The 22,700-nt window shown below is 53.7% G+C and carries 17 protein-coding genes; 10 read left to right on the top strand and 7 right to left on the bottom strand.

The features are described from left to right. Positions 1–8: 8 nt before the first annotated feature. A complete protein-coding gene (locus tag VE954_RS28165) occupies positions 9–1,127 on the bottom strand; it encodes a GNAT family N-acetyltransferase (RefSeq protein ID WP_324959175.1) in 1,119 nt (372 codons plus the stop codon). A gap of 250 nt (positions 1,128–1,377) precedes the next feature. Between VE954_RS28165 and VE954_RS28170 the strand changes: the two genes are divergently transcribed. From VE954_RS28170 to VE954_RS28180, 3 genes are all read left to right on the top strand, one after another. Beyond that, positions 1,378–2,307: a M14 family zinc carboxypeptidase gene (locus VE954_RS28170; RefSeq protein WP_324959177.1), complete on the top strand. Its 930-nt coding sequence runs from the start codon at positions 1,378–1,380 to the stop codon at positions 2,305–2,307. Between the two features lie 73 nt (positions 2,308–2,380). Next, entirely contained in the window at positions 2,381–3,694 is a 1,314-nt protein-coding gene (locus tag VE954_RS28175) for an FAD-binding oxidoreductase (protein WP_324959179.1), read from the top strand. Continuing rightward, positions 3,687–4,442 (top strand): SDR family NAD(P)-dependent oxidoreductase, encoded by a 756-nt coding sequence (locus tag VE954_RS28180; protein WP_324959181.1) that lies wholly within the window; start codon positions 3,687–3,689, stop codon positions 4,440–4,442. The genes VE954_RS28175 and VE954_RS28180 overlap by 8 nt, the downstream gene beginning before the upstream one ends. Before the next feature lie 5 nt (positions 4,443–4,447). Here VE954_RS28180 and VE954_RS28185 read toward each other — a convergent pair whose 3' ends face one another. Further along, positions 4,448–5,668 (bottom strand): D-arabinono-1,4-lactone oxidase, encoded by a 1,221-nt coding sequence (locus tag VE954_RS28185; protein ID WP_324959183.1) that lies wholly within the window; start codon positions 5,666–5,668, stop codon positions 4,448–4,450. Positions 5,669–5,857: 189 nt separating this feature from the next. Here VE954_RS28185 and VE954_RS28190 point away from each other — a divergent pair, with 189 nt between their 5' ends. Beyond that, complete coding sequence (locus VE954_RS28190; RefSeq protein ID WP_324959185.1) at positions 5,858–7,060, top strand: alanine racemase; 1,203 nt, start codon at positions 5,858–5,860, stop codon at positions 7,058–7,060. Positions 7,061–7,093: 33 nt separating this feature from the next. Here VE954_RS28190 and VE954_RS28195 read toward each other — a convergent pair whose 3' ends face one another. The 3 genes from VE954_RS28195 to VE954_RS28205 all read right to left on the bottom strand — a co-directional run bounded on the left by VE954_RS28195 (position 7,094) and on the right by VE954_RS28205 (position 10,497). Further along, positions 7,094–7,945, bottom strand: a complete 852-nt coding sequence (locus tag VE954_RS28195; protein ID WP_324959187.1) for an OmpA family protein — start codon at positions 7,943–7,945, stop codon at positions 7,094–7,096. Between the two features lie 113 nt (positions 7,946–8,058). Beyond that, positions 8,059–10,104: a tetratricopeptide repeat protein gene (locus VE954_RS28200; protein ID WP_324959189.1), complete on the bottom strand. Its 2,046-nt coding sequence runs from the start codon at positions 10,102–10,104 to the stop codon at positions 8,059–8,061. A gap of 12 nt (positions 10,105–10,116) precedes the next feature. Further along, positions 10,117–10,497 carry a PilZ domain-containing protein gene (locus VE954_RS28205; protein ID WP_324959191.1) on the bottom strand — a complete coding sequence of 127 codons (381 nt, stop codon included), beginning with the start codon at positions 10,495–10,497 and terminating at the stop codon, positions 10,117–10,119. 370 nt (positions 10,498–10,867) lie between these two features. On the opposite strand from VE954_RS28205, the gene VE954_RS28210 reads away from it, so the two are divergent. From VE954_RS28210 to VE954_RS28225, 4 genes are all read left to right on the top strand, one after another. After that, positions 10,868–12,142 carry an OmpP1/FadL family transporter gene (locus tag VE954_RS28210; protein WP_324959193.1) on the top strand — a complete coding sequence of 425 codons (1,275 nt, stop codon included), beginning with the start codon at positions 10,868–10,870 and terminating at the stop codon, positions 12,140–12,142. After that, the gene (locus VE954_RS28215) at positions 12,132–16,730 is read left to right on the top strand and encodes a hypothetical protein (protein ID WP_324959195.1); all 4,599 of its coding nucleotides are present in this window, start codon (positions 12,132–12,134) and stop codon (positions 16,728–16,730) included. Before VE954_RS28210 ends, VE954_RS28215 begins: the two co-directional genes overlap by 11 nt. 73 nt (positions 16,731–16,803) lie before the next feature. Continuing rightward, positions 16,804–17,514, top strand: a complete 711-nt coding sequence (locus VE954_RS28220; RefSeq protein ID WP_324959197.1) for a hypothetical protein — start codon at positions 16,804–16,806, stop codon at positions 17,512–17,514. 137 nt (positions 17,515–17,651) lie between these two features. Continuing rightward, the gene (locus tag VE954_RS28225) at positions 17,652–18,077 is read left to right on the top strand and encodes an SRPBCC family protein (protein WP_324959199.1); all 426 of its coding nucleotides are present in this window, start codon (positions 17,652–17,654) and stop codon (positions 18,075–18,077) included. On the opposite strand, the gene VE954_RS28230 is transcribed toward VE954_RS28225, so the two are convergent. Next, complete coding sequence (locus VE954_RS28230) at positions 18,072–19,904, bottom strand: protein adenylyltransferase SelO family protein (protein WP_324959202.1); 1,833 nt, start codon at positions 19,902–19,904, stop codon at positions 18,072–18,074. The two genes, VE954_RS28225 and VE954_RS28230, sit on opposite strands and share 6 nt — an antisense overlap. Before the next feature lie 388 nt (positions 19,905–20,292). On the opposite strand from VE954_RS28230, the gene VE954_RS28235 reads away from it, so the two are divergent. Both VE954_RS28235 and VE954_RS28240 read left to right on the top strand, forming a co-directional pair. Next, the gene (locus tag VE954_RS28235) at positions 20,293–20,694 is read left to right on the top strand and encodes a response regulator (protein WP_324959204.1); all 402 of its coding nucleotides are present in this window, start codon (positions 20,293–20,295) and stop codon (positions 20,692–20,694) included. Positions 20,695–20,789: 95 nt separating this feature from the next. Continuing rightward, the gene (locus tag VE954_RS28240) at positions 20,790–22,037 is read left to right on the top strand and encodes an MFS transporter (RefSeq protein WP_324959205.1); all 1,248 of its coding nucleotides are present in this window, start codon (positions 20,790–20,792) and stop codon (positions 22,035–22,037) included. Positions 22,038–22,047: 10 nt separating this feature from the next. On the opposite strand, the gene VE954_RS28245 is transcribed toward VE954_RS28240, so the two are convergent. Further along, positions 22,048–22,446 (bottom strand): response regulator, encoded by a 399-nt coding sequence (locus tag VE954_RS28245; RefSeq protein ID WP_324959207.1) that lies wholly within the window; start codon positions 22,444–22,446, stop codon positions 22,048–22,050. Between the last annotated feature and the right edge of the window lie 254 nt (positions 22,447–22,700).

A 22,700-nucleotide genomic window follows, 5' to 3' on the forward strand; every position in this document is an offset into this window, starting at 1 on the left:
TGTTCCCCCTAGATCAAGGCAACATCAACATACGGAGCCTTTTCCCCGGATGCCTGCATAAGGGCTGGTGGCTCCGAAGCTGCTTTGACTTGATGTGAGTAAAGATGAACTTTTGTCTTGACTCGAATTATAGCGCGAAGACAGTATTTGAGCCTATCATTTTCATGAAAGCCGACGGCAACAAACTGATGCTCGCCCTGTTGTCTGACCTCACGCATGACGAGGCGCACCAGGTTGCGAAGAGCGGATACAGCTGTGGGCTCACAGGCTGGCCAGCGAAGATAAAGATAGCGCAGGGGTCGCCCTTCCACAGGTACCGGCGGAACCTTCCAGACAGCGCCCAGCCAGGTCAACATGCGGACCACCAGGCGGAAAAAACGACTGAGACGCACGGCCACAGTCCGACGTAAGCTTTTCTGATCCCAGGTTCCAAGGCAGGCCAGGATTTCACCGGCGTCATTTTCGGCAAGCCAAAGATTATGCAAGCCAAACGATCCATGCGCTTCCATCGAGCGAGCCAGGTACTCCTCGGTAAAGGCCGGAGCGCCCGGACTGTTGTCATAGCTGCGACTCAGCAGCGTCGCGATTGCAGGCAAATCGTCCATTTCAGCTTGGCGATACCGGTACTGTTTGGAAGGACGATAGTTCCATAATGGTAGGAGCTGGTAAAGCTCAATAGCGCCATCATAGCATACCTTGATGGCGTCACCCAGCAGCCGTTGGGCTTTGACCGGTGCCGCGTTGCCTTCCATGATTTCGGCGCTGCCGTGATGATAGCCTTCACTGAGAAGTTTGGACCGATAGATCTCGACAAACTTCGCCGCAATGCGGGTTCCTCGCCAGGCGGGATGCGTGCGGAGATCGCCGATATGAAGAACCTTGACCAGCTTTCCATGCCAGTATTCCTGCCGTTCAATCAGGACGACGGAACCCACCAAATCTCCGCGGACATCTTCAGCCACATAGATATACGAGCGATCACCTTGCAGACGCGTCATGGCAAAGAAATCGGGAAAGCGATCGAGGTAAACTTGCAATTGACCGCGCATTGGACAACGTCTGATCAGTTCGATCAGCCTTTCATTGTCATCCAAAGCAGCTTCACGGATACGATACGATAAGGCCATTACGTCCCTCTTTGGCAGACTTAAACGCTGAATATCATGGCAGTTAAAGCTTTCTTCTTCCGACGAATGAGTGGCTTTGTCAAATGAGAATATTAGGATCGCGCCACGCGGACAGAATGACGACTTCTTCCCGGTTGCGCGCATGCATCGAAAGCCTTGTCTGTTCTGCGTTCTCTAATCCTTGTCAATTGACACCTGGCGCGTCAATCGATAGAATCCCGCCTAGAATCGAACAGGAAATACAAACGCCATGCGCGCGATATTCAGCCTCTTCATCCAAATCATGGTTTTAGCCTCGGGCTTTGCCCCGACGGCTTATGCTTTGCAATTCCAGCGCTATCATGCCCAGGATGAAATCGGGCAGTACCTGCGAAGTCGCGCGCAAAATTATCCGGACGTGGCGCGCTTTGTAGTCCTGGGGCAATCTCTCCAAGGTCGCGAGATCGCCTATGTTGCCATCAGTAAAAACTGGAGTCCCGATGTTCCCGCCATCTACTTCAACGGGACTCATCACGGCAATGAAAAGGCTTCCACAGAGGCCGTGCTCGCTCTGATCGATTTTTTAATCAATGAACGCGACCGCACTGATGTGGATCGCTTGCTGCGAAAGTATCGCATCGTGCTGCAGCCTATGGTCAATCCTGATGGTCACGCGGCCAATCTGCGAACCGATTCTCAGGGCATTGATCCCAACCGCGATTATGCCACCCCCACACGTCCCGAATCCGAAGCCTTTCGTCTCGTGGAAACCCGGCTGGTGCGCAGGCTTTTAAGTAATGAACGCATTGTGGCGTCGGCAGCCTTTCACTCGGGTCTGGAAGCGGTGCTCTGGCCCTGGTGCCACACGCCCTCTCAGAGTCAGCATGATCCGGTTTTTAAAGCCATTGGCCAAAGCGTGGCCCGAACGATGGGCATGCCCAAGTATACGCAGTCGTTTCATGATTATCAGACGGATGGCGAATTTATCGACTTTGCCTATATGAAGTTTGGTGTCTATGCCCTGACGCTTGAAGTTGCGCACGAGGCCATGCCTCACGCCGATCAACTGCCAGCCGTGGTCCAACGCGCCGTCAATGGTTCGATGGCCTTCTTAAAAGCTCTGGATCGCGTCCTGCCACTCGCTCCGGTGCAGCAGGTTAGCAACGCTAATACAGTCAAGGTTCCCACTCCTGTCCTTTGACCCGTCAACCCCCACTGGATTTTCCTGGTTAGCCCCGGTATGCTGACTCATGTCACGATATCAGGGAGCACAGGTGAATCCAACACAGTCTTGGGGTGGGATGCAAGGTCACGAATCCCGCCAGGAACCTATTTTTTGGCAACAGGATATCCATGCGATCCTGAAACGCGATCAGCGGTTTCTCGCCTATGGTCTGGGTCGCAGTTACGGTGACAGCTGTTTGCCCAGTGAGGGCACAGCGCTACTTCTCAGCCCTCTGAATAAACTCCGCAGCTTTGATGAAAAAACCGGTTTGATTTCCGCCGAGGCGGGTTTGAGCCTGGCAGAACTGCTCGATTTCATCGTGCCTCTCGGCTGGTTTGTGCCGGTCAGTCCCGGGACCAAATACGTAACCCTGGGTGGGGCCATTGCCAATGATATTCATGGCAAGAACCACCATAAACGCGGGACCTTTGGCTGTCACATCACTGAAATGGAATTGCTGCGTTCGAATGGCGAAACCATTCTCTGCAGTCCGACCCGGGAAAAGGAACTGTTTGCGGCGACCGTGGGCGGTTTGGGTTTAACAGGCGTGATCACCTGGTGCACCCTTCAGCTTATTCCTATTCAATCGGCGTTGGTCGATTCCGAAACCATCAAGACCACAGGACTCGATGATTTTTTTGCCCTCGAGGACGCGTCGGCTCAGGACTGGGAATATTCGATGTCCTGGATTGATTGCATGGCCCAGGGGTCCAGGCGGGGCCGAGGCATCTTCTATCGGGGCAATCATGCGCAGACGGGTCGGCCGGCCGAGGAATACGCGGCGCAGGCTAAATGGAAAGTAAGCGTTCCGATTCAGGCACCGTCCTGGGTGTTAAATAAGTGGTCCATCCGCGCGTTTAATGAAGTCTATTATCAGCAGCAGCAATCCCGGGTAAAAAAGGGGCGCATGCCGATCGATTCCTTCTTTTATCCTCTCGATAAAATCCTGCACTGGAACCGTTTCTATGGGCAGCGGGGCTTGCTCCAGTATCAATTCGTCCTGTCCTTGGACCGTCGCCAGGAACTGAATCAGATTTTCGATATCATAGCCAAATCCGGAATGGGTTCATTCCTGGCTGTCCTGAAAAAATTCGGTGATATCCGTTCGCCGGGAATGCTGTCCTTTCCTCGCGAAGGTTACACGTTGACCCTCGACTTTCAAAATCAAGGTCAGAAGTCTCAATCCCTGTTTCGGCAGCTCGATGCGATCGTGCTCAGCGCCGGGGGGCGGCTCTATCCGGCCAAGGACGCCATGATGAGTCCCGAACTCTTTCAAAATGGATATCCGCTGTGGCGAGAATTCAGTCGCTACATCGATCCCAAGTTCACTTCACTTTTTTGGAATAGGGTGAGCCGTGGTTGAAGCACACAAGGATCCCGTGGTCGCTATTTTCGGAGCCAGCTCCGGCATGGCTTTCGCCGTGGCACAGATCTATGCGCAAAAGCACGCGCGTTTATTTTTGATTGCCCGTGATAAACAGAAGCTGAGCCAGATGGAACGCGATCTGCGCGCCCGCGGTGCCAGCGAAGTGCAAACTCTGGTGGCCGATTTAGGCAGCGCGTCAGGGGCGAGGGCCGCGACGGAACTTTTACGCCAGCGCGTGCCCGAGCTTGATGTGGTGTTGATTGCCTCCGGAGTTTTGGGTGACACGGACCAGCTGCTGAATGACGCGCAAGCCTGTGAGCAGCTTTTTAATGTGAATGTTCAGGCCCCACTGGCGATCAGCAACACCATCCTGCCCTTGCTCCTGCAGCAGAAAAAAGGGGTTTTGGCCCTGTTTTCAAGCGTGGCTGGGGATCGGGGACGCGCCAGCAATTTTATCTATGGAGCCAGCAAGGCTGCGGTGACAGCCTATGCCTCGGGTCTGCGCGCGCGGCTGCGGGACAGTGGAGTGCAGGTTCTTACGATCAAACCAGGAATTGTAGCCACGGCTATGACTGCGCATCTGCCACGCGGCCCCTTAAGCGCCAATCCCAATGCAGTGGCTCGCCGTATTGTGAAGGCGATCGAGCAACGTGCGGATACACTTTATGTTCCAGGCTTCTGGCGCTGGGTCATGTTTGTGATCACCCATCTGCCGGAGTTTATTTTCAAGCGCCTGCGCTTCTAAAAGTCCTATCCGTGCACCAGCGTTTCCAAAAACGGATTCAGAAATTTCCCGCCAGGATCCAGGCTCTGGCGAATCTTATTCCATTCGTCAAACCTTGGATAAATCCCCATCGGATTGCGGTAAAAAAGTTTGCCCCAATGCGGCCGGCCCTGAAGTTTGCGGAACTCCCCTTCCAGCGCGCGAAAGTATCCCTGATATTTGGGACCAAAAGACGGAAAGACCTGAGCCGCCAGATACGCGGTGGGCTGGCCGAGAGTCGGTGAAAGCAAAGTCCCCTGGTCACCTCCCAGAAAACGGACTTCACCTGGGAAGCTTGCATAATAACGATCCGCGCCTGCCTTCTGGGCGAAGTGACGATTGACATCATGATAGGTCGCCAGGGCCGCATTAATTTGATCCAACGGAAACGCATATTCCATTTCAAAGAACCGCACGCGGCGGATCGAAGCCATCACCTCGTAGCAGCGTCCTACAAAATGTTCCTCACTGGCCAGATGAGTCATAAGCCGCATCACTGGCCCAATCTTCGACGGCCAAAGGGATGTCAAACGCAGGACCGTGTCGAGCAACAGATTCTCGATAAAAATATCATTGAACCAGGCACCAAATTTGCCTTTATCAGCCGGTTTCTGGCTACGGTCGCGGATCAGCATGAGCACCTGATCCGAAAACGGAAAGGTAAAATATTCAAAATGATCATGCGTTTTATAAAGAGCCGGATCGAGAGCCTCTTTTTGATGAACAACCCGACTGCAGAATTCCAGGTTATGCGCCTCGTCCAGCTGAAAGGTCATGGAATAAATTACGCCTAAGGCGCCCAGCCCCACCCGAGCGGCTTCAAGCAGGGGACGATCATCGGGACGATCAGCCCGCAGTTCCAGCAAGGAGCCGTCGGCCAAAACCAGCTCCAGTCCGATCAAGCCGCGACCATCTGAAAATGAACCCCACTGCAGTCCTGTGCCATGAGTGCCCGTGGAAACGAGTCCACCCATGGCCTGCTCTGCAATATCACCCAGACTGGGAAAGGCCAGCCCGTTCTGCCACAGCATTCCATTCAGGTCTTTCAACTTGATTCCGGCTTCCACCTTGACCTGCTTACGGGCAGCATCCAGATGCAGAATACGATTCAATCCATCGGAATGGAGCAGCGTATTCGCCGTGGCGACACAGGAGTTGAAGCTATGCCCTGTGCCCTTGACGCGGCAGCTTCTGACTTTTTTGGACAAGACTCTGTAACTCAGAAAGGCTCTGTGGCCCCCTCACCTCCTGAGGTTTGGCTTGAACCAAACGAGACCAGTTACGAAATACCGGCTGTGATGCCACGTTTTCCTCCCGAGCGAAAGGCCATCCGTTGCCTTGTCCATGGAACCTGCATTATGATTCCTTTTTTCTGCTCTGCATTCTTAAGGATTTTTATGGCCACTGCAACAGCCAATCCGCCCAGCTATGAGGCCTATACGGCAGCCATTCAGGGTCGCCCCCTGCCGCTGGCCTATATTGATTTGGATCTTCTGGATGCCAATGCTGAGGCTCTGTGCCAAAGAGCAGGGCCGTATCCCTTACGGCTGGCAACGAAATCGATCCGGTGTGTTCCCATCCTGCGTTATCTGCTTAAAAAATTTCCGGGCTTTCGCGGACTGATGGCCTACTCCGCCGCCGAAGCCGCGCTGCTGGCGGAAGCGGGCTTTAACGATATTCTGATTGCCTATCCGACCATGGAATCACGCGACATCAAAGCCTGTTTGCCGGCCATTCAAACCGGCAAGCGCATCCTCTTTATGGTGGATCATCCGGATCAGCTGAAACTGTTACAGAAGCACGCTGAAGCAGGTGTCACCACGATTTCCGTCTGTGTGGACCTGGATCTTTCCACGCATTTCCCATTGCTGCATTTTGGGGTTTTTCGTTCGCCCCTGCGTCAGCCCGGAGATTTAAAGCCTTTGGTGGACACGCTCCGGCAAAGCCATCTTTTGCAACTCGAAGGCCTCATGGGCTACGAAGGCCAGATCGCTGGACTTCCCGACAAGGTACCGGGCTCGCGGATTTATAATCTGTTCGTCCGTTTCCTGAAAAAGATTTCACAGCGTGAATGCTTTTCCCGCCGCGTGAAAACCGTCGCTTATTTACGAAAAAACGGCTTTCGCCTCAGCCTGGTGAACGGCGGTGGGACCGGTAGCGTCGATGTCACGCGCCGCGATCCCAGCGTCACGGAAATCACCGTGGGATCCGGACTTTATAGTCCCACTCTATTTGATCATTTTCGCGATTTTAAATATGCCCCAGCCGCCGGATTTGTCCTGCCAGTAGTCCGCCAGGCGCGGCCGCATATTTATGCCTGCAGTGGCGGCGGTTATATCGCCTCCGGTCCCATTGATGTGGATAAGCAGCCGCAGGTTTTCATGCCGGATGGACTCTCGCTCTTTAAGATGCTGGGCGCTGGAGAGGTCCAAACCTCGGTGCGATCCAAACATGAGCTGCAGCTCGGGCAACCGATTTTTTTCAGGCATGCCAAGGCTGGTGAACTTTTCGAACGCTTTCCAGAAGTGCTTCTGCTGCGAGGCGGAAAAGTGGAGCAGGTTGTGAAAACCTACCGGGGCGAAGGCTGGAATTTTTTCTAAAGGATCGGCCTGACGCCGACCCTTGCGACCATCTTAGAAACGCACGCCGAAATCCATACCGATGCGATCCAAGGTGCTGCTGCGACCGGCGCCCAGGAACAGCGACCATTGATCACGCTCGACACCCAGACGCAGTTCAGCGCCCGTATCCGTGAAGTCCTTGTCTGTTTCATAGCTATGAACCACACCGGCCAGGCCACGAACACCGGCCACGTAACCGGAGTTTTGATAACCGATCATGGGTGCGAAATGATAGGAACCCAGGCGGTTGCGGTTGCCTTCTGCATAGAGGCTGGCCAAAGCACCGATTTCCAAACGGACATTGGGATTCACGCTGGGCAGATAAGCGACATCCAAGCCCGGGGCAAAATATTCTTCACGGCTTTCAATTCGAGTTGTATCGAAACCACTGCGCAGGGCGGCACGCCAGCGGCCTGCGGTACCTGAGCTCGAAGCCGTTTTCGTCGTCACAGCATCACTGGTTCCGAAGGCAGCCACACGCGTACCAGGAATCTCGTCAGAAGCCAGATCAGCGCCGTTAGCATCCATGATCAGAATTGCCACGCGACTTTCCATATCACGCTCACCGAGGCCCCTGCCCTTCACATTCAATCCCTTGACCTGCCGATGCAAAGCATTGGTCACAGCCACGGCCCGCTTCTGCGACAGCCTCAGGTTATATTCGGGGGTTCCTTCTTCCGAAGCGTAAGCATCGATTTGAAGGTTATCGCCGGTCTTGAGCTTCAAGACATCGACGCATATATCAAGGGCCCTGGGATCGACCGTGGCGCTATTGAGTTCAAAAGTTATCTGGCAATTCTTTTGCGCGGCAAACGCGGCTGGACTCAAAACGGCCAGCACCCAAGCACACGTGGTCAATGTCACGTTCATAAGACTCCTTCACTGCTAACGGATCATCCGTTGGTTGGATCTGTTTGCTAGCAGGCTTTAAAGGAAGTGTCCAGCAAGGATTTAAGGGTCTGATATTTTTAGGCGTTTTAGGAGGCCTTGGAGGCAGGTGGACGCTCGGCCAGGACCAGGCCACGCAGGAAATAAGCTTTGCGTCGCTCGGCTTCACGGTCCTGGAAAAGGCTGACGTCATCGATGGAAAGCTCGCTCGGCTCCTGTTTGGCGTCAGCAGGTGCAATGTTGAGTTTAACACTCACATTCAAACGCCTCGCATCGAGGATCCGTTTATAGAGCGATTCCGCGCGGGCATAAATGAGGCTGGGGCCACGATCCATGGCGGATTTGATATGGACCGATCCCAGGTTGGGATCTTCATTTTTGACACAAGCAAGGCCCAAGTTATAATCGACAATAGCGCGCAGTTCCGGTTTGTCATCGGCAATGATTTTCGAACAATTTTTATAAAGTCGCATGCCTTCCGCGATGTCGCCGGTCTTGACGAAGGCCACCGCCATGTTATTCAGGTAGGCGATGACATCCTGGGCATTGTTCATGCTTTTCATGAGGTCAAGGGCCCTTTGGGTCTGGCCACCCGCGACAGCGACTTTGGCTCGGGCTTTTTTAACGAGCGGCGACTCATCATCCAGCGTTCCGGCTTTCTGCAGGGCTTCTTCAGCCGTATGAATATTTTTGGTTTGCAAGGCCACTTCCGCCAGATTGCAAAGGCGTTCGATGTGTTTGGGACTGAGCTGGGTGCAACGCTTGAGAAGCGACAGGGCAGCCTGGGAATCCCCAAGCTTGATCAAACATTTGGCCAGCAGGGCGGCGACGTGAACATTGTCGCCGGACGATTCATGGGTGGCTTCAATGAGCAGAACCTTGGCTTCAAAATAGCGGCGCTCATGGAATAAAATACAGGCCTTCAGAAATTTTTCCTTGATCGGATCCCGCGTCGAGATCGCTTGAAATCCACGCAGGATTTGTCGGGCCCGTTCCGTTTCCCCCCGATGCAGATGCACCAGGATCTTGCGCTCAAAACTGCTGGCCTCGGTCGGCATGCGTGCCTGAGACATCGCCCATGCGGCCGCCATCAGGAACTGCTGAATTTTGAGGGGTCGCCGCAGGACCTGCGACACGCCCATTTCCCGAACCAGCTGACTGTCCGCGCGATCCAGTATTTCGGTCAACACCAGCACGGGGGCCTCGCGATGACCACTCTCCCGAATCCTTTGCAAAAGAAAAGGACCCGACAGGCCTGGCGTTTGCCATTCGATGACATAAAAATCAAAGGCCTGCTTGCTGATCAGTTCGGCCGCACGGGTTCCATGGGTGCAATGTTCGATGACCTGAAAACCCAGCTCACGCAGACGATTTTGGATCAGCTGCGCGGTGTCATCCACAGGGTCCACCACCAGCACCGAGGTCATTTGATATTGATAGGCCAGACTTTGCATGGTGCCTTCGTCTTCCTTCAAAAGAATGCCACGCAGCTGCATCACCTGCTCAGACATGGCAGGATCGTAGTATTCAATCGAGAGCAGAAGATTTTTCGCTTGCTCGGTCTCGCCTAGCTTGGCATAAGCCTCGACCTGATTCAGCCGCAGCATATCATCGAAAGGATAAAGGCGCAGGAGGTTATCGACGAGCCGCAGGACGTCAGCCCAGCGGGACTGCGCTTTATAGTAGGCCTTGAGATAGGAGAACGCGATCATGCAAGGATTCATCTCAGGTTCAATTTTCTTATGCAGCTTGAACACACCCTGGGCGATATCTTCGGGACTATCTGTGTTTTCGTGCCAGCTCATGAGTCCGCATTCAAATAAATGCGGCAGGTGCTGATAGTCCACGTCGCGAATCATCACGCTGAAGCAGACAGAATCCGTATAGCCAGCCCCTTGCAAATGCTGAAGATAGGCCAGGAGGGTTTCCCCCTCCTCATCACGAAAGCAGGCGTAGACCCATTGGATCTCACGTTTATCCAACGCGACAGTCATATCAAAAAAGCTGCGGAACCAACGCACGTTGCGCGTTTGCAGAAGTCCAAAGGCGTCCATGATCTGGCGCCTTTTGATTTCATTTTCCGCTACGACAGCGACAACCGCCGAGCCTTGTTTGATACCCGCGAGATCAAGCACAGAGTCGATTCCTCACTGATCGATGCAACCAAAGGATTCCAAACGTTGCAAAAGATTATTCTCACTCGCCTGCACAGCCAACCCAACTCGCGTCAAGCCAGGCAGACTCATATTTTCTCCAAGCCGGGAACGACGCATCCAGCGCACGATCAACGGGATCGCGTCCTGACCTTCAATACACAATTGCAGAATATCGCCCACCCGATTCGGAAAGCCGCTCACCAAAATGCCAAGACCACCGCGTGACACATCCAGCATCACAACATCCATATCCTCGCCGTCGAGACCTTGTACGGTCGCCGGCACCAACCCGTTGAGGCTGTAGCGAACCTCACCGCGTTTTTCAGCGATGCGTTCCAGATCTGGAAGTTCAATCAGTCGTTCATTGGGCATGCAAACCTCCTGAAACAAGGCATCGGCCTGATTTTGCAGAAATTAAGTTACACATGTCATCCGTCGAAACCAGACTTATTGCGCATTCAGAAATGCTGGCGTTACCATTACAAATGATCGATCGAACAGCTGTTCGCACACACCGCTCTTACATGAAAGTAAGATTCTGAACGCACGGAGATCAGGACCTTCCAGGGATTGCAACACGTGAGGCGCTTCATTTGAAGCCTGCTCGGGTCCTACAAACCGTGCCGAGGTTAAAAACTTTAGATTTGACCGGCCCGCCGATCATTGCTACTCACATGCAAAGTTCTCTTCATTTTCTTCGCCCAAGCTCTTTTGAAGAGGACTCATACACTGAGGGGACATTATGACTCGATTGTTTGGCCGCTGTGCCATTCTAGGCATCGTTGCGTGCGCAGAAAGCTCTGGCTACGCTAATGTATTCGACACCTACGGCCTTGGAGCTTCGACCATCGCGGTCGGCAATGCCACCACAGCAGGGGGCCCGACCGCCTTCGCGGCCTACAGCAACCCAGCACTCCTTGTTAAATCCGATCGCAGTGAAATCGCCTCCGCCGCAATGCTAACTCAATTCCACTTGCAGGATTTGCCATCGGGTGAAGCCGGACGCCTGCCACGTGATCCGGATCAGGAATCCTCGGCGGATAACCTGCAGGGTGGCAGTCTCGGTTTAAATCTTAAACTCACCGACGATCTGCATTTTGGTTTGGCGGCTTACATGCCGCAAGGCAGCTTCGGTCGCATCAAAGGTCTATCGCCTTATGAAGCCACCTACCTTCGCTACTCCGAGCAGCAGCAAAAGCCGGCTGCCTATACAGCTTTGGCTATCAAGGGTCCTTGGGATTTATCCTTTGGCGTCGGCGCCTATTATTCCTTGCGGGCCCGGGGGCTTTTGCAGGTCTCGCTTGACAGTCAGGAATCAGAAGGCCGACTGGAATTTCTGATGGAACCTGTGGTCGTGCCTTACTTTGGTGTGTCGTGGAGCGTCGGGGACTGGGTGTTGGGCGCCATGCATCGTGAAGCCCAGGAGACCGAATCCACCATCGAATCCTCGTTCGCCTTCAGCACCGAAAGTGCCATGCTGCCTTTCGATGCGTCCACCAGTCTGATTCCCTTCTATGATCCGGCGATGACACGCCTTGGTTTTGCCTGGAATGGCGAACGCCTTCAGGTCATGGGCAGTGTCGAACGCGCCTCGTGGTCTCGATTCAATGCACCTGTCGTGACCATCACAGGTTCCGATGTGGCTGCCTTGTCCGTCGAAAACCGTCCGGGCAATGCCAATCTCCGCGATACGCAGGCTATCCGCCTTGGGATCACGGCGCCCCTCGCGTTCATGCAGGATCGCGTGGAACTGCGCGCGGGATTGGAAGCGCATACCTCAGCCAATCGGCGCAATACGCCCAGCTATGTGGTCGACCCCGAACGTCGCACATTGGCTTTAGGCAGCGCTTATAACTTTGCCCCCGACGCACAAGGTCATCAGCTGACGCTGGATGCGGCTTATCAATTCAGCCAGCTGTCCAGCCTGAGCGTGCAAACACCAAAAGGGCTAGCCGTCGCTCTGGATGGTTCGAGCACTATCCAGACCTTTGTCGGAGGGCTCCGCTATGCGCTGTAAAAAAGCGGCTGTGGTTGTTTTACTCGCCGCAGGCCTTGCCAACTGTACGGGTAAAAAACGAGAGCTGAGTCAAGGCGAAGGTTTTGCCTTTTTCAAAAACCCTGACTCCAACCAGGCCTGTGTGAATACCAATCTTTCCCAGTGGGAATTGAGCGGAACCTTTCTTCACAAGATGCTGAGCTGTGCATCCAATCGCAGCAGCGACGGCGGCGAAACCCTGCCCGCGACGCATAGACTTTTAGCGGATTTGTCCGCTGAAAAAATGCAAAAGCTGATCGACTTCGCTTTGATGCCGAACGAGACAGCCACGACCCACGAAGAACGCTATCCTTACCTCCTGGCCATGGCCAGTGTTTTGGATCGCGGTCTCACCCAGGGGCAGAAGCAGGGACTTAATCTCGCCACCGAACGACTCGAACATCTGCAGCCTTTCCTGCTCAGCCTTGATCCTTCCCGCATGCAAAAGCAGCTGTCGCTCTGGTCACAATCCGGGCGACTGGAATCCCTGCTGGCCGAACTCGGCGTCTTTGTGCAATCGCTGGAACAGGACAGCCTTTCCGCAATGACCCGTGAAGTCTTGGAGGGTCAGAATTTTGGGCCCCACTTTATCAAGGTCAGCACAGCGGTCCTGGGCCAGGATGAGCTGATGGGCAGTCTGGATGCAGCCTTGAGCGGGCAACCTCTGATGGCGCCAGATGCGGAAAGCCAGGCTCGTATGCTGCAGGACTGGCGTCAGCCGCAGAGTGTGGATGGACCCGCGCGCGTGATCGCGACGAAAGCAGGCACCAGCGCTCCCACAACCTTTGCCCAGCACCTGGATGAATTCAATCGCACCTTGAGTGACGCGGAAATTCAAAGACTCAGTCGCTTCCTCATCAGCTTCTGGAATTCCTATCGCAGTCTCGGCGGTGAGGAACGTTCGTCCATCTCTCGACGGTTGGCCGGCAGCCTGGAACATGGATTGGACCAACAAAAAAATACGGCTCAGTGGTTCATGGCAGTCGCCCAGGATCTCAGCACGATGCCAGCCTCGGATTTAACGAGCATCAGTGAAACGCTGGGTCGCTTGCTGGAACCATCCAATGATCCGAGCCTGGATACCTTGCGCGCCAAACTTTGGTCGAGCCGCATGATGGAGCAAATGATCCAGCTCCTGACTCAGGGTGGACCGGTTCCCGGCTGCTCAGCCATGACAATTCCTGGTATCAAGGATTTGTCGGCCACTGATTTTGCGCCTACCTATGACGTGCTGCGCAGTCTGAATACACCGCAAGCTGCGTGCGAAGGTCTGGTGCCTTTAACGGCCATGTTGGAATCCTTGTCCAACGTTACCGTGGGTCGGCCTTGCACCCAGGAAAGCTGTCTTGAACTCACGTCCAAACCAAACGATCCGGACCAGACCGCTTCCTATTGGTCGGATAGTTTCGTGGAACCAGACGCGAAAATTTTAAACGGACTGGTCCGCACGATCCTTCTTGAAAGTAAGCACTATCTGGAACGCGACCGTTATTATCTTCGCAATATCGGTGTCGCCAATCGGGCTGTGGATCCAGCCTTCATGGATCAGCTCCTGGAACGCTGGCAGAAAGCTGCGCCGCAGTCACTTCGTGATATGGCCGTCTGGGAACAAAGCCTGATGCAGGACGAGTCGCTCCAAACTCTGCTTGTTTCCGACCCCATCGAAAAGCTTTTAAGTTTGAAACTGGAACGTCTGAGCAGTCTGAGCCAGCAGTTTCATGAACTGGTTCCCGCAGGAACCCAGGACGTTGATAAAACCACCAATCAAAGGGTCGCGCGCGTTTTTGCCGGCGTTTATAATCAAGGTCCCTTGGAGCAGGCGCTGCGTTATAAATTGCCTGCCACGCTCGAAGGCAGCGAGGATATTCTGAATGACGCCAGTTTCAATTGGCCCGCGGATGTGAAGCAAACCTTTTCCAACGATCGCTCCCTCTTCAGTCATTTTTTACATCGTTTTAAGAATGCGGACAGCATCTTTAGGAATCCGGAATTGGGTTCGCTGGTCGACGGTGCCGATGTCCCTGTCGCCAGTCTCGGCAGTCCGGCACGCTATGCGGGATTTGAAGAACCCGGGCGCATCTCGATTCAGCCACGCCTGGATAATCGCTTGATTCAGCCACTGCAGGGTATCCGTGCCGTCGGTGACGATCCGTCTGGTTGGGGGCTTTGGTATCAGCAGCTGACCAGCAGTGGTCTCGTCAGCAAGGATTTGCCGCCGGAGCAAACAGGCCATTTTCAGGATTTCTCAAATCAGCTGGTCCAAAATATAAGTGCCGACACACGCTGGACCGATCTTCTGGCTGCGGAAGAACCCCAATGGAGTCAAACCGGTCCCAGCATGAACACCGAATTTTTTGATGTGGAGCCCTATTCGGCTGCGGATGCACGGCTGATCGCACTCTATTATTTGCGTCATTATCATAAGGTGCCGTTCGCGTTTCCCACCCAGGCGCAGATAACCACTCTGCCGACTGGTGGCTTGCGCGGCTTTTTCAGTGGTGCCGCACTGGTCACCAACATGGACGCCGACTATGCACTCTTTGTTAAACTCTTCCCGGATCGACTCGGCGCGAATGTCGGATCATTGGAAGAACTGGCAGCTCAGGCTTTGACCGCGAACCCTGATGGCACAACTCTGTTTCCTCCCACCAAGATCAGTCCTGTGACGCGCGTAGGTCTTTTAGCGGGAAAATATCCTCAGCTTCTTGATAATCCCAACTTTCAGTTGCTGTCCACTTTCAATCTCCTCGGTCTGACCAAAACCGGCCCTGCTTATTACGTGCAGCCTTTGATTGGTCTCGATGAAAAAAGCTGCGCGACAGCGGAAGGCACGCCCTCGCCCTGCGCCCTGGAATTGAGAGGCGCTGATGTCACCGTTCGGCAGGCCGCGTATCAAAGTTTCGTGGCGGGTGTGGTCGCACAAAATTTCTGTCCTCTCTTGGCCACCGATCAGTTTGGTCCACGCGATGTTTGGGCCCAGCGCTTGCAACTGAAGCCTTCGCAGGCCACCACATGCAATAACCCGAGTTTGCTCGAAGCCAAGGTAGCGGATGAAGTACGCTTTCCAGCCTGGCTGACTCGCCGTATTTTAAATGATGTGTTCAGCATGGGCCGTCAGGCTCGTTTGAAAAAAGGGCTCGTGCAGATTCCATCGGCTCTGCGTTTTTACAAGCTGGCTCAACAGGAGCTGACGGCCAAGGAACGCTCCGAACTTTGGTTGCGTCAGGCGCGGGGTCATTGGAGCGCTTTGAATGCTGCCTCGTTAAGCCGTCGACAGTCCTATGCGGTCCAATTTTGGGCCGCTCAGCCCAACCTCTTGAATGCCACAATTGATCAGTGGCAGCAGAGCATTGAAACCACGAGTTGGACCGACTTCCTGGCCCGCCTGGCTCAACGCGATGGTGATGGGACAGCTCAGGATGTCGTGCACGAAATCATGTCGCTTGTGATCAGCACGCAGCAGGATAGCGCCAAAGCCGGTCAATCTCTTTTGGAAATGGGTTTTGCTTTGATGGATCGCGTCAGTGCTCGCCCGGATCTTCTGGAAGCGGCCGGACACCTGATCGGCAATTTTGCGACGGCCGAAAACTATGACTTCGCTGGCCGGGATTTACCGTATGCCATGACGCTCTTTACCAGCTTCGATTGGAATGAGCCTGGTCTGCGGTTCAGCAAATTCCTCGGCCAGAAGGAAACCATTCGCACCTGGGCCCTGCTGTGTGACTCGTTCAGTCCCAATGAATTTGGTCGCCTCCTCAATCAGCTGCAGAAGAGCAGTGTCGAACTGGGGGAAAAATCGGAGAGAGCCAGTCTTCTGCAGCGTTTTCTCAAAGAAAATGTAGCCCTCGGCACCCTGATGGAAGGCCAGGAGCAAAAGGTTCTAGCGGATCGGTGGAATGCGATCCTCATGGCCTGGCGATCGGCGGATTTCGGCGTCGGATTTTTGCAGCAATGGGAAACGATGCTGAGCACCCTGGACCAGCCGCTGCAAACCCTCGACGGTCGTGATACGCACAGCGCCGCAAAAATTATGGAGCTATGGTTGCCCCAACTTTTACGTCAAGGCGTCAGTCTTTTAAATCTGCATCAGCACGCCGGGGCCACGAATGAAACATCGTTTTGGTCAAAAATGACTTTGAACCTGATGCAATCGGTCACCTCTGAAGCTGTTGGGGCTCGTGCCCTCTCACGCTTCCTGGCCGATCCACGCCTCGGGTTTGTGCAATCATCGCTGTGGATCGACGCGCTCAATGATGGCAAACGCCGACAGTCTTTGGCAGCGGCTTTGACCAGTCTCAGCTCGGTTTCTGAGCACCTGTGGCGTGAAGCCCTTGTGGAATCAAGTGATTTGCTGGGTCGCCTCGGGAAAGCGATTGGCTACATGAAACAGCGGATGGTGTGGAAAGAAGATCCGGAGCAAAATGCCTATCGAATCGTGATCGATCAGCTCTATGCGTTGAGCAGTGATGTTGTCCTCCGCGACCGTCAGATCGAGGTTCTTCAGTTATGGTTTCGGGATGAGGACGATGAGCCACGGATGGCCGTATCCTCAACCCAGTCGGAAAACTAAGGGGTTTGATACTTCAATACGCTTTGAGGGCATTTTGCACCTCAATTCCCAAAGTCTCACAAAGGAGTTCCTTATGAAGTCAATGATCGCGCTTGGAATGGGTTGCTTGCTGACCACTCACGCTTTTGCTGCAACCAAAGCAGTCCCTGTGCCCAAGAACGTCGCGACCTGTGTGGCGTCCATTACTGACAAGGGTTATTGCGTTGAAACCGAAGCGGCCAGCTTTCCTATCAACGTTCGTTTTTACATAGTCGTGGACAAGGAAACCTATCCTACTGTGGAAGGTCTCCTGGAAAAATATTTGGCGTTTGATGCGTGGCCTGCCTACACCGAAACAGTGGGTTCTGATGCGATCGTGTTCAATAAGAGCGCGCGTCTGGACGACCTGACTTTGGCTGATGGCAATGTCGTGGCTCGCCATTACTACGATTATAAACTGAAGTCGCCGATCGGTTATCAGAAGGTTCGCGGCGTGAGTCACAACCTGCGTCTGGCCGCACCTTATGGAGGCGCCCTCGGCACCATCGAGTTTACGGCTCAAACCACCGGTCCTCAGGAAGTTCCTGCTGGTGAAAAAGCTTTGAACGGCGCGGAAGGCGTGAAACTGCAGACCGGCATCATCAATGCTGTTGAATGCAAGACCAATGCCCTGTGCAGCGAAGGCCAGTGGCTTCTGACCTATGAATCCACGATCACACCAGCGATCACCCTCTTGCCAAAAGTGGCTGCATCGTCGATCGAACAAGGTCTGGAGACCGTTCTGGTTGGCATGCTGTTCAACTAATACGAATGTTTCGTCCCGGGCCGCGAGGTCCGGGATCCCCTCCTCCGCTCGTCCTCTGCAACTCCGCTCTGGCAAGTTCCCGGCGAATCAGCTAAGTAAAAAGACTCTCAAGTTCCCAGCAAACGAAGAGGTAAGCGATGGCTGGTGCATCCCGCGAAGAAGTTTTCAACGTCCCCGCCGAGAAATTTTATGCAGCATTGATTGATTACGCCAGTTATCCAGAGATTCTGGGTGAAGTGGATGAAGTCAAAGTCCTGGATTCCAGCGAGACGAGTGCCCGCATTCAATACACGATCAACATCGTGAAGTCCTTTTCCTATATCCTGAAGATGACGCAAAAGCGTCCTGAGCTTGTGGCCTGGACTCTCGAATCCGGCAGCCTCTTCAAGATGAATCAGGGCCGCTGGACCATCACGCCGCAGGGGCCGAGCAGCTGTAAGGTCCATTATGAATTGGAAGTGGATCTGAAGGTTTTCGCGCCCAAAGCCATTACCAATAAGCTCGTGGCCGTAAACCTGCCGCGGATGATGCAGTCGTTCTACGAAAAAGCCAAGGCGTTATAAGCCTTCCCGATAGCTTCGCACAGTCTTCGAGGCTCGCCTGACCAAGGGTTCGAGCCGCGCCTCGTTACGGAGCTGCGGTTGAAAGGGACTCGGTTGATAATCGGGATTCAGGACCTGCTCGCGGATGATGAGTTCCAGCAGTTTATGAAACTGCTTTGAACTCAAATGCCGCCTTTGCGCCATGAGTTGCTCGGCCAGCAGGCACACAGCATCACCGGTGATACGATTCTCATCATTTAATTTGGTCGTGCGCAGGCTCACCACCTTCATCAGGCGGCCCAGATCGGTTTGCGCCAGACTCGCGGCTTCCACCATCAGCTGTCGATAGAGTCGGGTCATATGCACCAGCTCGCGGACATGGGCAGGTCGCACCGCATGGGCATCATCATGCGCGGCCCAGGCCAGTGACTGTTGGAGGAGGTTGCTGGCATCGGCCGAGGTCACATTCTGCTCCACGGTCTGCGGCAGTTCCCGAAGAATACGCCGCATGACATAGAGCACATTCCAATTTTTGCCGTCCGGCACCCGGTATTCGCCCTTTTTCGTCTTCGCATATTCAAGACGCATGAAGGATTTTTCAAATTCGAGGACGGTTTTGCGTTGCTGGGTGAGCAGCTCGTCCGACAGAGCTTCAGTCAAGCCCATGCGCCGCAGCATTTGCAGGCGACGCGAACGCAGGAAAAGCTTATCAAATGCCTTCACCGCGGCGTGTCGGGCAAAACGGCCAATCTTTTTCTTACGACCCGTTTTCAAAAAGTCGATCATCTGGGCAAAGGTCTGCACCATATAACGGGCCTTGCCGCGCTGTTCCTTCAGATTGGTGGACCAGCGCTCATGATCATCGAAGCGGTATTCATGGAAAAACAGACCGAACTGTCGAATGGAACCGTAATCGATGATGCCGGCATCAGCCAGGATATTGTCGCCGTCCCATTCCATCCAACAAAAAATATAGTCGGCTTCGAAGCGCGCCGAGGCTTCCGCGAAATTCCGCGTCATGGCCTGCAGAAAACAGTCATAAGGGTTCTGGCCCGCTGGGACGGTCCAGCTGCTATTGCCGACCTGGCGCTGGATATGATAGTCCACCATGGCCTTCAGGCGATCCCAACGTCCCTGCTTCAAATGGAGAAAGAAATGCGAGGGTCGCAGCAGATTTTCCGCGGCGCGCACGGTCACGGCAAAGCCCTTGGGAAATTCGATCACACAAAGGACGCGTTCCGTGCGAACACCATTACGATGCAGGATCTCACTGAAGAGCGTGTCGATAATCCCTTCATGCAATTTGCTATAGCCGCAGCCATAGGAAACGTAAGGATCTCCGGACCGGAAAAAGGTCTTGCTCTTACTGCTGGCGGGTGACAGGCACGTAGCCCCCGTCCCACAGCTGCTGATATCCCATGTTTTGCCGGCAAATTGCCAGGCACCATTCCAGATACTGCGCCCATCGCCGGAACTAAGGCCGCGACGATCAGAATGCTGAAGCTGAAGATAGCGCGTGGCCATATAGAGCTTGGGTTTCACACTGCTCTTATCGATACGCTCGGGGTGCATTTGATCATATTCATTGACGATGAGAAGGCTGAAGGTCTGCAGAAGCATCGCTTCCAGTTGCGCATTCATTTCATGGACGTGACCTGGATCGATGAGGCCCATTTCCTTGGCCAGCGTAAAGTTAAAGAACGCGACCTTGCCGCCCGGACGATAGCGGGCTTGATAGGCGACGTGAGAGAACGGCACCTGGTCCTGAATCGGGTGGCTGCCATCAATCTGCGAGAAACCCGCATAGGATGAGGTGCTCTTCTGTTTTACGTGCTTAAGTCGCGTCAAATCCAGCCTCCGCTTGCGTATTCTCTTTACGCGTCGGCATATTTCGCGGAAACTTAACGGCTCGGCAGCCTGCTCCGGGAAATCTTCATTTTTAGTTTGATATATCGTTATGTTGCACACGATTTCACCGTCGATTAAAAAAGCAGCAAAGCCTGAAATATCCCTGGCTTCGCAAGGTCAGGCGTGAGTTTTTTGGGAAAAAAGGCGTAAAATTACAAAAAAGGAAGGACTAGGAAAAACGTCCACAGAAAGCGACAGTCGAAAAATTCCGACAGAAACTCTCTGCAATTCTGCTGGGTTTGAAACCCGCTTCAGGTTTACACTCATAGGTTCCGAATCCCTCCCCATATCGGGTTACGGATGTTCATGCCGCCGATTGGGAGGAACCTTGTTCGACCGGTCATCACAGTGCGATATCCGTATCCTTCTTGCGGAAGACAATGAAGTGAACAGCCGACTCGCTGTTCGTATGCTGACCAGACTAGGCTATGCGGTGGACACCGTGATCAATGGACAGGAAGCTATCCAGGCGCTGCAAGCGCGAACCTATACCATCGTCCTGATGGACTTGAATATGCCCGAGATGGATGGTTTGACGGCGACGCGTTGGATTCTGGCTCATCCCGCTCAACTGCAGCACGTTCCCCGGATCATTGCCCTGACCGCCAATACCCTGCCCGAGGATCGTAAACGCTGCGAGGAGTCGGGCATGGTCGATTTCATTCCCAAGCCGATCGGCTTCGATGCCCTCTCGTCCGTTTTGCAGAAATGGTCCCGCCAGGCCGCTTGAGGACGACTTTTCCTAGCCCGAGCCAAATTCCCACATTGCAACGCATCCGGTCGTTCGCAGATACTAAGAGGACCTCTAGAACCGAAGGGTCCCGCATGGCGAGTCAACCGAAAGCCCCCATTGTCCCATTTTCCTCTTATCAAAAATTTGTCGTGGCAGTTCTGGCATTTTTGCAGTTTACCGTCGTCCTGGATTTCATGATCCTGTCGCCTTTGGGCGCGATCCTGATGCCGACTTTGAACATCACGCCATCCCAATTCGGGCTTGTCGTATCCGCATATGCTTTCAGCGCCGGGGCCTCTGGGCTGCTCGCTGCTGGTTTCGCCGATCGCTTTGATCGTAAAAAACTTTTGATGTTCTTTTACTGCGGTTTTATTTTAGGGACGCTTTTCTGCGGCCTCGCCCCTAATTATGAGTTCCTGCTCGCCGCTCGCATTATTACCGGCATATTCGGTGGCGTGGTCGGATCCATTTCCTTTGCTATCATCACCGACCTTTTCCCCTTCGAGATGCGGGGCCGCGTCATGGGAATTGTGCAAAGCTCGTTTGCCGCCAGTCAGGTCCTGGGCCTGCCGTTCGGCTTATATCTCTCCAACTACTGGGGCTGGCATGCGCCCTTTATTTTGATCGTCGTGATTGGGATTTTTGCGGGTCTTGTGATGGCATTCCGACTCGATCCCATTCGCGAACATTTGAAACTGCAAAGTGATCGAAATCCCTTTATGCATCTTTTGAAAACAGTCAGCCAGAGACACTATCTGCAGGGTTTTGCGACGACGGCGCTCCTGTCGACCGGCGGCTTTATGCTGATGCCGTTCGCCAGCGCATTCAATGTGAATAACCTTGGCGTTCGGTTGGACCAGCTGCCGATGATTTACATGGTGACAGGCGCCGTTTCCATTGTCGCAGGACCACTGGTGGGGCGTTTGAGCGACCGGATTGGCAAGCTAATGATCTTCATGCTCGGCTCCGTTCTCGTCATGATCACGGTGGCCATTTACACGCGAATGTCGATGATTCCCATTTGGGAAGTGATCCTGATCAACATTTTCATGTGGATTGGCGTTTCAGCTCGGATGATTTCCTCGTCCGCTTTGATGTCAGCTCTGCCGAGTCCGCAGGATCGCGGCGCTTATATGTCGGTGAGTTCTTCCATTCAACAGATCTCGGGAGGGTTGGCCGCGGCCCTGGCTGGACTTATTGTAGTCTCCGGACCCAACGGGCAACTCCAGCATTTTGATACGCTGGGTAACGTCATTATCGGGTCCACGCTTATTACCATGGTGCTGCTCCTGCTGATCAACAAGCTGCTGAAGCAGTTGACCCATAAGAATAGCGTTTGATAAAAAATGCTTAATGCAGCGTGCGGGTTGATTTCCGGATTCGGTAGGCTCTGACAATCTTTCGAGCCAGCAGATCGAAGTTCAGGGGCTTATCGAGGAAGTCAACAGCTCCCAGGCGTTGCGAGTCATCCGTACTCATTTTGGCAAAGGTGCTGGCGAGAAACACCGCCGGCTTTTTCCCCTCCATTTGATTAATTTCACAGAGCAAATCAATGCCGCTGCCATGCGGCATCTGAACATCCGTAATCACAACATCAATCGGAGAGTGTTTCAGCACCGACAGGGCTGACGTAAAAGAATGTGCGACCGAAACCTGAAAGCCTTTTTCCGTGAGAAGAACAAAGGATAATGCGCCAAGCAGAGGTTCATCGTCCACAACCAGGACGGATATGGGTTGCGTCTTCGTCATGCAGTTTTCTCTTTCCAGATTCCGTACGAGTTGAACTCAAGGACGCATTCAAAATGCATGGAGAGGACAACCTTTTCCAGAACAATGGAGTCAAAATTTCTGCTTTTTTTAAGTTTTAAGCAACAGCTCTGGAAGAGCTGCCGTATCCATCTGCTTCGGGTTGATCTTGCCAATAAAAAAGGCCGTCGGAGGAGTTCGATCCGACGGCCGTTCTAAAGGGGGCACACTCGAAAACTGATTTGCGAATGTTACCG

This window comes from Oligoflexus sp. (assembly GCF_035638955.1).
In the GTDB taxonomy this organism is placed as follows: Bacteria; Bdellovibrionota_B; Oligoflexia; order Oligoflexales; family Oligoflexaceae; genus Oligoflexus.